This window comes from Guptibacillus algicola, from assembly GCF_020171805.1.
In the GTDB taxonomy this organism is placed as follows: domain Bacteria; phylum Bacillota; class Bacilli; order Bacillales; family Guptibacillaceae; genus Guptibacillus; species Guptibacillus algicola.
On the sequence record NZ_JAIVAF010000010.1, the window covers coordinates 1 to 12,089 of the forward strand.

Here is a 12,089-nt window from a genome sequence, read left to right on the forward strand (position 1 = left end):
AGCCAGGATCAAACTCTCCGATAGAAAGTTCAATCTAGCTTTAAAACTTGTTGTTTCCGTAGAAACAATTTCTTGCATGGCGTTTCGTTCAGTTTTCAAAGATCGATTTGTTTCTTTCGATGTCGTTTTCAGCGACTTTATTAATGTATCACATCAACTCAATCGAAGTCAACAATTTTTTTCGTTTTTTTAATTCGTATGTTGCCGTGTTTTTAACGGCGAGTATTAATATACCATGTACTCAAAAGTAGTGCAATGGATTTTCAAAAAAACATAAAAAAAAGAAGCCCGAAGGCTCCTCTTTATCTTTCCGTGTTTCTCATTTGTGGGAATAGCAGTACATCGCGAATAGATGGAGAGTTCGTTAAAAGCATAACCAAGCGATCAATACCGATTCCAAGTCCACCGGTTGGAGGAAGACCATATTCTAATGCTTCAATAAAATCGTGATCCATCATGTGAGCTTCGTCGTTACCTTGCTCTCTTTCAACAAGTTGAGCTTCAAAACGTTCTCTTTGGTCAATCGGATCATTCAGCTCAGTAAATGCGTTTGCGTGCTCACGAGCTACAATGAACAATTCGAAACGATCAGTAAAACGTGGATCTTCAGGGTTTTTCTTAGCTAGTGGAGAAATTGCTACAGGGTGTCCGTAAACAAATGTTGGCTGAATTAATGTTTCTTCAACTTTTTGTTCGAAGAATTCATTAACAACGTGACCAAATTCCATTGTCTCTTTAACATCTACACCATGTTCTTTTGCAAGAGAACGTGCTTCCTCATCGCTCATTTCCTTCCAGAAGTCTACCCCTGTTGCTTCTTTAACTGCATCTACCATATGAAGTCTCTTCCACTCAGGCTCTAAGTTAATTTCTTTTTCACCGTACATAATCGTTGTTGAACCTGTTACTTCTTTCGCGATATGCGCGATTAGATTCTCGGTTAGAGCCATCACATCTTTATAATCAGCGTAAGCTTCGTAGAGTTCAAGCATTGTGAATTCCGGATTATGGCGAGTCGAAACACCTTCATTTCTAAATACACGACCCACTTCATAAACTTTCTCAAGGCCACCTACAATAAGGCGCTTTAAATGAAGCTCGATCGCAATACGCATATACAACTCCATGTCGAGTGCGTTGTGGTGAGTAACGAACGGACGAGCTGACGCTCCACCAGGAATAGAATGCATCATTGGAGTTTCTACTTCAAGAAAGCCCTGGTCATCTAAGTAACGACGCATTGACTGGATAATACGGCTACGAGAAATAAATGTTTCTTTTGACTCCGGACTCATAATGAGATCTAAATAACGCTGGCGATATCTTTGTTCAACATCTTTAAGGCCGTGGAATTTGTCTGGTAGTGGACGAAGAGACTTAGATAGCAAGTATAAATCACTCACTTTTATAGAAAGTTCTCCTACTTTCGTTTTGAAAGCTACCCCAGTTACACCGATGATGTCTCCGATATCCATGGAATCAAAAAGGTCATACTGCTCTTCGCCTACAGTGTCTTTTCGAATATACATTTGAATCTGACCTGAAAGATCTTGCATATGTGCGAACCCAGCTTTTCCTTTTCCGCGCTTCGTCATTATTCTTCCTGCTAGAGATACCGTCTTCTCTTTTTCTGCAAGCTCTTCCTTTGAAAAGGAATCGAATTCCTCAAACATTTTTGCTGCTGTATGAGAACGGTCAAAACGATGTCCGAACGGATCTATGTTGTTATTCTTAAGTGTATCAAGCTTTTCTCTTCTTACGCGAAGAAGGTCATTCAGTTCTAGCTCCTGACTCATCTCTATCACTCCTGTCATATCTAGGTTTATCCCGCTATAACTTTATCTGAAAGCAGCGTGAATAGCAAGTATTCACAGCATGGTTTTTCAATGACAAACGCGCCGGGTGTGTCACTATTTAAAAGAAGAAAACTGCCAGTCAACGATCCTGGCAGTCAGTTAAATCTTAGATGTAGTATAAGAAATCCTAGTTAGAAAGTCAAACTACTGGTTCAGATTAAAGGTCTTCAGTAAGACGATTATTCAGCACGACCGTCTCTTACATCTAAATCTTTGATGCTAATTCGAATTCTGCTCTATTGGGAAAAGTTCTTCAAGCGATACATTTAGTTTCTTCGCGACAAGGAGCAAGAAGTCATTAGACGGTATCCGGTTTCCACGTTCTATTTCTCCAAGTACTGAAACGGATACACCAAGGTCTCTCGCAAATCCCTCTTGTGTAAAACCTTTTAGCTTTCGAAAAGCTCGAATACGCCTCCCGTAGATCTCTGCTTCCATAGACGTACACCTTCTTTATCTTCTATATGATCAACATACGACTCGATTCTCTTATTCGTAGTAGGAATGATTGCATCAGGATTCAATTCATGTAGAGGAATAACAACAAACCCACGTTGAATGAGACGAGGATGTGGAATAACAAGGCCTTCTGCTACAATATTTTCGTGATTATATAGCAATATGTCAAGGTCTATTGTCCTCGGTCCGAAGCGGATATCTCTTTCTCTACCTAAGGATTGCTCGATTCCTTGTAAGATTTCTAAAACCTGAAAAGCATTCATATCTGTTTTGAGCAAGGCTACCATGTTTAAAAAAGCCGCTTGCTCTGTAACACCTACAGGTTCCGTTTCATAAAGGGACGAGACTTCAGTCACGTTAATATCCGGATACTCTTCGATTCTTTCAAGAGCAGTCTTTATATAATTTTCACGATCACCAATATTGGAACCAATTCCAACATATACACTATTCATTTCGTTCCCTCTTCATCTCGATTGCCACTGAATCATAATGTCCATTAATAGGTGGGTCAGGTTTAGTTACTTTCACTGTACACGTCTCAACAATATCAAATGATTTAAGTATCTCTTTCGTAATTTCTTCTGCTATCGTTTCGACTAATTTCCTTGGTTCGCCCTCGACGATTTCTTTTATTGTATTATAAGCTTCAGCGTAATTCACTGTGTAGTTGAGGTCGTCAGACTCACTTGCTCTTGTTAGGTCCGCTTCTAGTACAAGATCTACGTAAAATCGCTGGCCTAATTTATTTTCTTCTGGAAAAACGCCATGGTAACCATAGAACTCCATTCCATTCAGGTGAATCTTATCCATCCAACCACGCTCCTAGTTAGTGATTATATCTCGCTTAAGCATTGCGTCCATCATTTTCGCCATTCTGACCATCGGCTTAACATCATGAACACGAACGATTTGACACCCTCGTTCGATTCCGAGGCAAACTGTGGCACCAGTTCCTTCCACGCGGTCATCTGCTTGAGTATTCAACGTTTGGGCTATAAGTGACTTTCTTGAAGTCCCTAATAAAACTGGATAACCTAATGCAGCAAACTCGTCTAACCTCCGCATAACCTCAAGATTCTGTTCATAGGTTTTTGCAAAACCGATGCCAGGATCTAATATAATATTGCGATCTTGTACTCCCGCTCGTTTTACAATGGCGATACTTTCATCGATATCCACTTTGATATCCTTCATAATATCACCATAATTTTCATCCTGCCGATTATGCATCAAAATGATAGGCACCTCATGTTTTGCGGCAACTTGTCCCATCATTGGGTCAGCTTTCGCACCCCAGACATCATTGATGATGTCTGCACCTGCTGATAAAGCTTGATCCGCTACTTTCGCTTTATACGTGTCGATTGAAATGGGTACGTCGATCGCTGCACGGACTGCTTTAATGACAGGTATTACACGCTCAAGTTCTTCTTCGAGTGACACAGGGACAGCTCCTGGACGGGTAGATTCTCCACCAATGTCAATGAGGTCAGCCCCCTCCTGCACAAGCTGCACAGCATGCTTAACCGCTCGATCACACGTCTCATAATTACCCCCATCTGAAAATGAATCGGGAGTTGCATTCAAAATACCCATCACCCAGGTTTTTTTATTCCAGTCGATCACCTTGTCCCGCCACTCCATGATCATAGGGTGGTTTGTTTGCTTTTTGATTACCGTGGCCACCAAGCTCACTCCTTTTTCTTGCATAAAGTCATCATGTTAGATCGTTGCTGCTTAATAACGAAGTGCGGTCTTGCTCATATTGCAGGATAAGCTTGCTGGTAACAGTACCATTACTACCTGGCATAGAGACACGATCTACGCTTCGCAAAGGGACAATTTCTTGAATCGAGTTCGTTACGAAAACTTCATCTGCATTAAATAAAGTCTGTCTGTTATATAAGCCTTCTTTAACAGGAAGCTGAAGTTTTTCTGCTGATTTCATAACGTATTGACGGGTGATGCCATTTAAAATTCCAGTCGATAGCGAAGGTGTGAACAGCGTGTTTTGTGAAACCCAGAATAAGTTAGAAACAATTCCTTCTGCTACATAACCCTCTTCTGTAAGAAATATCCCTTCAACTTTTGGATCATTCCCGATTTCTCGTTTTGCGAGGATGTTATTAAGATAATGGTGAGACTTAAGGCGATATTGACCTTCAGGTGTGTTGCGCCTTAATGATAATACTTTACCATCCTTTTCGTTTCGAACAGGAGCTCCAAGCGATTTAACATAGATAATCAGTGTCGGCTCTTCATAAGGTTTAGTTTGAAGTCCAATGTTCCCTGCCCCTGCTGAAACGTTTAGTCGTATATACCCATCGACCATGTCATTTGCTGCAAGGGTACGTTTTACCTCATGCAGCAAGTCTCGTGTTCCTATGGAAAGGTGAATATGCAGCTCCTCTAATGATGCCCGCAGACGTTGAATGTGATCATTGAACAAAAACGGATGTCCGTCATAAGTGCGAAATGTTTCAAATACACCTAGTCCATATAGAAATCCATGATCATAAGCGGAAATGACAGCATCCTCTTCACGCGTTATTTCACCATTAACATTTATAAACATAGCTCGTTTTTATGCGTATCGATAAAGTTTTTGAGAAGTGTTTTCCCAGTAGACGTCATGATTGACTCTGGATGGAATTGAACACCTTCTACTGCGAGCTCCTTATGGCGGATGGCCATAATCTCTCCTTCTTCAGTCCAAGCACTTACTTCAAAACACTCTGGAAGGGTCTCCTTCTTCACGATTAGTGAATGGTATCTTGTCGCGATGAATGGGTTTGCCATCCCTCTAAAAACGCTTCTCCCATCATGGTGCATCTCAGAAGTCTTACCGTGCATCAATCGTTCAGCTTTCACAACATCTCCACCAAACACCTGGGCAATCGATTGATGACCTAGGCAAACCCCAAAGATTGGAATCGTGCCAGCGAAACGCTTCACGACCTGCATACTTATACCGGCTTCATCAGGACTACAAGGACCGGGGGAAATCATAATAAATGAAGGCTTCAATTCTTCAATTTCAGTGATCGTGATCTCATCGTTCCTTTTAACGACAAGTTCCTCACCCATTTCCCCAAGGTATTGTACAAGGTTATACGTAAACGAATCATAGTTATCAATCATTAGAATCATTATTACTTCCTCCTCTGCTCGACTCTTCTAGGCTCTTCACTCAACTCTTTGGCTTTCCAAAGTGCTCTAGCTTTCTTTAAGGATTCTTTATATTCAGCTTCTGGATTTGAATCAATTACGATACCTGCACCGGCCTGCACATGAGCGAGGCCATCTTTTATCACCATCGTCCGAATAGCGATATTTAATTCCATATCACCATTAAACCCTATCCACCCGATAGACCCAGTGTATATGCCACGGCGAACAGGCTCAAGTTCTTCAATGATTTCCATCGTTCTTACCTTTGGAGCTCCTGTAATGGTGCCGCCCGGGAACGTCGCTTTAATCGCATCGAATGCATCATATTCTGGGGCACAAACTCCTCTTACATTGGACACGATGTGCTGAACATGAGAATATTTTTCGATTACCATGAACTCGTCCACTTCTACCGAGCCATACTGACAAACTCTTCCTAAATCGTTTCTTTCTAAATCCACAAGCATGACGTGCTCCGCGCGCTCTTTTTCATTTTCGATCAACGTACGTGCAAGCTGTCGATCCTCTTCTTCATCCTTACCTCGAGAGCGTGTCCCAGCAATGGGTCTCGTACTTAGCTCGCTCCCCTTTTTCTTCACGAGAAGCTCTGGAGATGCGCTTACGATATCGAATCGGTCTGTATGAATGTAAGACATATAAGGGGATGGATTTAACGTCCGTAACGTTTCATACACGTGAATTGGATCTGCGTGCAGCGTTCTAGTTTCTCTTAGTGAGAGGTTTACTTGAAAGACATCCCCACTTGAAATGTATTCCTGGATCTGTTTTACTGCTGAAGCAAATGATTCCTCATCCATTGAAAAGTGACGCTCATCTTCGAGCGTAGTGCCAGATGGTTGATGAGAAATTGATAATGCAGGCTCCATCCACTCTTTTTTATATTGTATCAAACGGTCTTGTGCAGCTTCTGAATTACCTTCTTCTACCTGAGAGATAAACCATAGAACTTCATCTTCATGGTCATAAACCCCAACATCTTCATAAACGATGAAAGACAATTCAGGTAGCCGAAGATCATCATCAGCTTGAAGTGGCAGCTTTTCAATTTGACGAGCGATATCATAGCTCAAAAAACCCATCGCTCCGCCTTGAAAATCTGGAAGACGGTCATCGGTTTCCCCTACATGTTGCTGCATCCATTCTCGCATTAAATCGAGCAAGTTGCCTTCTAGCTTTCTTGTTGTACCGTTCTCAGTTATAGAAAGGATATGTCCTTTTCCCTTTAGGCTAGCCATGGGAAGAATGCCGAACATACTGTAACGGCCACCCCGTGTACTATCTAAAAGCGTGTGTTCTGAAAGATTAGATACAAACCGTTTGTATTTCAAAAACCACTCATCTGCAGCTAGATGTACAGTTTCAAATATTGGAACGCGCGTTGTTTTTTCTTGGTGTTGCGCCAATATCTTCACACCCCTATTTGGAAGTTTGATTCTTCCCTCGGATTATGCCTCTATTTTACATGAAGACGAACAATCCTTCATCCTTTTTGTATACAAGCGATATCCCGCTACACCTTAGGATAACCGCATAAGGCTTCACTCATGAACAAAATTTCTTCAGAAAAAGGCAGCCCATTCATGGACTGCCTCATCGTTTATTACTCATCATCGAATTGAAAAAGTGGTGTGCTTAAATAACGTTCGCCATTACTTGGAATAACCGCCAGTACTTTCTTTCCTTTTCCTAGCTTTTTCGCAACTTCTAGCGCTGCATAGATAGCAGCTCCGGAAGAAATGCCTCCAAGAATACCTTCCTCACGAGCAGCTTTTCTTGCCCATTCAAATGCTTGCTCGTTCTCCACTTGAATGACTTCATCATACACATCCGTATCGAGTATCGATGGAACGAATCCAGCTCCTATTCCTTGAATCTTATGTGGTCCAGGTTTCCCCCCAGATAAGATAGGAGAATCTGTTGGTTCAACAGCGTACAACTTGATCGAAGGAAAGTGTTTCTTGAGTACTTCACCAGCGCCCGTAATTGTCCCACCAGTTCCGATACCAGCTACAAAAGCATCTAACTCGTCAAATTCATTCACGATTTCTTTACCAGTCGTAAGGCGATGTACTTCTGGGTTGGCTTTATTCTGGAATTGCTGTGGCATGAAATAATTATGCTCTTTCGCAAGTTCTTCAGCCTTTCGTATTGCCCCGCCCATACCTTCAGAACCAGGCGTCAATACGAGCTTTGCTCCGTAAGCTTTTAATAGATTTCTTCGTTCCATACTCATGGTATCAGGCATTACGAGTACAGCTTGATAACCTTTGGCAGCAGCAACCATCGCAAGGCCTATACCGGTATTACCACTTGTCGGTTCCACAAAAGTGTCACCTGGTTTGAGCTCGCCATTTTCCTCTGCCGCTTCAAGCATAGACAATGCTATTCGATCTTTCACACTACTTCCTGGGTTCATGAATTCTAGCTTTAGGTAAACATCTGCGTGGTCTTCTCCAGTGATTCGATTTAACTTCACGATTGGAGTTTGACCGATTAAATCCGTTATTGAATTTGCCACTCTCATAAAATACGCCTCCCAATCCCTAGTGTTTTAATAGGAATAATTCCCTTAAAGATAGCATCAAGGTGAAAAGTCGTCAATCCTAAGCCCTTACACCTTGGTCTGTGAAGCTAATTCAGTAAGTTCTTTCTTTGAAAAGTGGTAATGAGCATTGCAGAAATGGCACACTGTTTCTGCCTCTCCGTCTTCTTCAATCATTTTATGCACTTCTTCTTTTCCAAGACCGATAATGCCATTTGCGAAACGGTCTTTCGAACAACTACACTCGAAAGAAACTGGCATCTTATCTAATATCTTAATATTTTCCTCACCTAGCAGCTCTGCAAGGATTTCTTCTGGTGAATACCCTTGTTCAATTAACTTTGAGATAGGCGGGATATTTTGTATTCTTTTTTCAATGAATTTAATCGTTTCTTCTGCAGCATCAGGTAAAAGCTGAATCATGAATCCACCTGCAGCAAGAATGGTGTTATCCGGGTTCACTAAAACGCCAACACCGACAGAAGAAGGAACTTGTTCAGATGTAACAAGATAATAAGTGAAGTCTTCTCCAAGCTCACCCGAAACGAGCGGCACTTGCCCTGTAAACTTATCACGCATTCCAATATCCTTAACGACAGATAGGAATCCGTCACGTCCAACTGCACTTGCTACATCTAATTTACCTTGTTCATTTAAATCAAAATGTACGTGTGGGTTACTTACATAAGCACGAGTGTGACCCTCGGCATCTGCATCAACGATTATCGCCCCAACAGGACCACCACCTTCGATTTTAACGGTGATTTTTTCTTGTCCTTTTAGTGAGGAAGCCATCATTGTCGATGCTGTCATCGCTCTGCCCATTGCAGCAGACGCTGTTGGCCAAGTTGTGTGGCGTCTCTGTGCTTCAGCCACCATTTCTGTACTAGATATCGCATAAGCTCTAACGTTTCCATCAAACGCTAGCGCTTTAATTAAATAATCATTCATTCTTATGAATCTCCTTTCAAATGAGCATATGCCCACTTACAACATACATGATTTTTGTTAGAACTTCCATTCAGGGAACCTAGAAGGCCTTTACTATTTTATTTAAACTCCCCTTGCATAGTACCATCTATGCTTCGGTCTAAGTGATTAATGAAGGAATTGATGACAGCGAAAAACGCATCCCTTAGCGGTATGCGTTCAATTCTTCTTTATTCTTATTATAAATCAAATGGAGACCTTTTAAAGTTAAGAATGGATCAACGACATCGATTAGATCACACTCTTCTGCAATAAGAGATGCAAGTCCTCCTGTAGCAATAACTGTGGGGTCTTTTGTCGCGTTTCTCTTCATTCTTGAAACGATGCCTTCTACCTGACCTACGTAGCCATAAAGCGTTCCGCTTTGCATGGCACTAACGGTGTTCTTCCCTACGATGTGATCTGGTTTGGCAATTTCGATTCGTGGGAGCTTTGCTGCATGCATATATAGTGCTTCTGTAGAGATGTTGATCCCTGGCGCTATCGCACCACCAACGTATTGTTTGTTTTCATTAATGTAGCAGTAAGTTGTCGCTGTACCGAAGTCGACAATGATGAGCGGCGCTCCATATTGATGGATTCCTGCCACTGCATTGACGATGCGATCGGCACCTACTTCTTTGGGGTTATCATATTTTATATTCAATCCTGTTTTGATCCCAGGTCCAATAACTAAGGGTTTGTGATGAAAATATTTCTGGCACATCCGTTCAAGAGCGAACATTATTGGAGGAACGACCGAAGAAATAATGATTCCCTCTACATCATCAAAAGAAAGGTCCTCATGAGAAAATAGTCCTTTGATGACCATTGCATATTCGTCTTCCGTTTGCTTTTTACTCGTCCCCATTCTCCAATGATGAGTTAGTTCATCACCTTCGTACACACCGAGAACGATATTCGTGTTTCCTACATCAAGCACAAGTATCATATTATCACCTTATTTAAATATTTAGCTTTGGTCATGCTCTCTATAGTTATACCACAGATTGCCCTTAAAAACGAAGCACTTTTTTGCAAACGCTTACCGGTAGTGAACCCTGTTCACAAAATAAAGCAGGATGCCTGAATGACATCCTGCTTTTATTATCTACTCTTGATCTTCTTCATCAGATTCAGCTTTATCTTCTTTCTTGGAAATATTCACTTTCACGTCATCTTCTACGCCGTTAGCGTGATGACCTTCAGGTAACTTTCCTTCTTCAACAAGAGAGCGAATCTGTTCAGCATCTAGTGTTTCTAATTCCTTAAGCGTTTCTGCCACTAAATTAAGCTTATCCTGATTGTCGGTAAGAATCTGACGACAGCGCTCATAAGAATCTTTGATGATTTTCTGAATCTCAAGATCAATTTCATGTGCGATTGAATCACTGTAATTCGGATCATTTTGAATGTCGCGCCCAAGGAATACATTACCACCCTGGCTTGAACCGAATTGCATAGGTCCAAGTTTCTCACTCATTCCATATTCCGTTACCATGCTACGAGCAATCGATGTTGCACGTTGGAAGTCATTACTTGCTCCGGTACTTGCTTCACCGAATGTAATTTCTTCTGCAACACGACCACCTAGTAGTCCAATGATTTTGTCTTCTAGCTCAGGCTTCGTCATAAGGTACCGGTCTTCCTTAGGAAGCGTTACAGCATAACCACCAGCCTGGCCACGTGGAACGATTGTGACTTTATGAACGATATCTGCATTATCTAGCTCAGTACCAATAATGGTATGTCCAGCTTCGTGATAAGCAACAATGTTCTTTTCTTTCTCAGAGATGACACGACTCTTCTTAGCAGGACCAGCAATTACGCGGTCTGTCGCTTCGTCGATGTCATTCATATCGATTTTCGCTTTGTCATGACGAGCAGCAACTAGTGCAGCTTCGTTCAACAAGTTCTCAAGATCTGCACCAGAGAAACCTGGCGTACGCATCGCAATCGTCTTCAGATCGACTTCTTCACTTAGAGGCTTGTTTTTAGCATGAACGCCAAGGATTTGTTCACGACCATTAACATCTGGACGGTTAACCGGTATTTGACGGTCAAATCGTCCTGGACGAAGTAGCGCTGGGTCGAGAATGTCAGGACGGTTAGTAGCAGCAATGATGATTATTCCTTCATTTGCGCTAAATCCATCCATTTCTACTAGTAGCTGGTTAAGTGTTTGCTCACGCTCATCGTGACCACCACCAAGACCTGCACCACGTTGACGACCTACAGCATCGATTTCATCGATAAAGATGATACAAGGAGCATTCTTCTTCGCGTTTTCGAATAAGTCACGTACACGTGACGCACCGACACCTACGAACATCTCAACGAAGTCAGAACCAGAAATCGAGAAGAACGGCACTCCTGCTTCACCTGCTACTGCACGTGCAAGCAACGTCTTACCTGTACCTGGAGGTCCAACGAGAAGAACACCTTTTGGAATTCGAGCTCCAACGGCTGCGAACTTACGAGGATCTTTAAGGAATTCCACGACCTCTACAAGCTCTTGCTTTTCTTCATCAGCACCTGCAACGTCTTTAAAATTAACTTTCTTCTTTTCTTCACTATAGAGCTTCGCTTTACTCTTACCAAAGTTCATGACACGGCCACCGCCGCCTTGAGCCTGGTTAAGTAAGAAGAAGAATAGAATAAAGATGATTACAAAAGGAATGATGGATGTGAAGAAAGTGATCCAGCCACTTTGTTCCGGAGCTTTCTCAACTGTTACATCCGTGTTTTCTCCAGCAGCTGAAAGAATGTTCTCAACCGCGTTTTCTGAATCTGGTACATTTGTTACAAAGGTGTTTTCTTCACCTTCTTCAGTATCACCAGTTAGCTGCCCCTGAACAGTGTAAACACCTCGCTCAGGTTGTATCGTTAATTCTTGAATTTCACCATTACTAAGTTTTGATTGAAATTCGCCGTAATTTAAAACATTTGCTTCGTTGTTGTTTCCGTTAAAGAAGCTAACAACACCTACTACGACGAGGAAAATCAATAAATAAAATATTGTATTTCGGAAGATACGATTCATTCCTTACCTCCTCCCACGAACAGGA

General features: G+C 41.9%; 12 protein-coding genes. All 12 read right to left on the reverse strand.

Annotation, left to right across the window (positions count from 1 at the left end):
* Window positions 1-302 precede the first annotated feature (302 nt).
* Entirely contained in the window at window positions 303-1,796 is a 1,494-nt protein-coding gene (gene lysS, locus LCM09_RS19925; RefSeq protein ID WP_224885417.1) for a lysine--tRNA ligase, read from the reverse strand.
* A gap of 279 nt (window positions 1,797-2,075) precedes the next feature.
* Window positions 2,076-2,294, reverse strand: a complete 219-nt coding sequence (locus LCM09_RS19930; RefSeq protein ID WP_224885419.1) for a helix-turn-helix domain-containing protein — start codon at window positions 2,292-2,294, stop codon at window positions 2,076-2,078.
* Window positions 2,246-2,770: a 2-amino-4-hydroxy-6-hydroxymethyldihydropteridine diphosphokinase gene (gene folK, locus LCM09_RS19935; RefSeq protein ID WP_224885421.1), complete on the reverse strand. Its 525-nt coding sequence runs from the start codon at window positions 2,768-2,770 to the stop codon at window positions 2,246-2,248. The genes LCM09_RS19930 and folK overlap by 49 nt, the downstream gene beginning before the upstream one ends.
* Window positions 2,763-3,128 carry a dihydroneopterin aldolase gene (gene folB, locus LCM09_RS19940; RefSeq protein WP_224885423.1) on the reverse strand — a complete coding sequence of 122 codons (366 nt, stop codon included), beginning with the start codon at window positions 3,126-3,128 and terminating at the stop codon, window positions 2,763-2,765. The genes folK and folB overlap by 8 nt, the downstream gene beginning before the upstream one ends.
* Before the next feature lie 12 nt (window positions 3,129-3,140).
* Window positions 3,141-3,968 carry a dihydropteroate synthase gene (gene folP / locus LCM09_RS19945; RefSeq protein ID WP_224885472.1) on the reverse strand — a complete coding sequence of 276 codons (828 nt, stop codon included), beginning with the start codon at window positions 3,966-3,968 and terminating at the stop codon, window positions 3,141-3,143.
* A gap of 67 nt (window positions 3,969-4,035) precedes the next feature.
* A complete protein-coding gene (gene pabC / locus LCM09_RS19950) occupies window positions 4,036-4,893 on the reverse strand; it encodes an aminodeoxychorismate lyase (protein ID WP_224885425.1) in 858 nt (285 codons plus the stop codon).
* The gene (pabA, locus tag LCM09_RS19955) at window positions 4,884-5,468 is read right to left on the reverse strand and encodes an aminodeoxychorismate/anthranilate synthase component II (protein ID WP_224885427.1); all 585 of its coding nucleotides are present in this window, start codon (window positions 5,466-5,468) and stop codon (window positions 4,884-4,886) included. Before pabA ends, pabC begins: the two co-directional genes overlap by 10 nt.
* 2 nt (window positions 5,469-5,470) lie before the next feature.
* Window positions 5,471-6,913, reverse strand: coding sequence for an aminodeoxychorismate synthase, component I (gene pabB, locus LCM09_RS19960; RefSeq protein WP_404800872.1), 1,443 nt, complete (start codon window positions 6,911-6,913; stop codon window positions 5,471-5,473).
* A 197-nt stretch (window positions 6,914-7,110) separates the two neighbouring features.
* Window positions 7,111-8,034: a cysteine synthase A gene (gene cysK / locus LCM09_RS19965; RefSeq protein WP_224885429.1), complete on the reverse strand. Its 924-nt coding sequence runs from the start codon at window positions 8,032-8,034 to the stop codon at window positions 7,111-7,113.
* 87 nt (window positions 8,035-8,121) lie between these two features.
* Entirely contained in the window at window positions 8,122-9,003 is an 882-nt protein-coding gene (hslO, locus tag LCM09_RS19970; protein ID WP_224885431.1) for an Hsp33 family molecular chaperone HslO, read from the reverse strand.
* Window positions 9,004-9,187: 184 nt separating this feature from the next.
* The gene (locus LCM09_RS19975; RefSeq protein WP_224885433.1) at window positions 9,188-9,973 is read right to left on the reverse strand and encodes a type III pantothenate kinase; all 786 of its coding nucleotides are present in this window, start codon (window positions 9,971-9,973) and stop codon (window positions 9,188-9,190) included.
* A 159-nt stretch (window positions 9,974-10,132) separates the two neighbouring features.
* A complete protein-coding gene (gene ftsH, locus LCM09_RS19980; protein ID WP_224885435.1) occupies window positions 10,133-12,064 on the reverse strand; it encodes an ATP-dependent zinc metalloprotease FtsH in 1,932 nt (643 codons plus the stop codon).
* Window positions 12,065-12,089 lie beyond the last annotated feature (25 nt).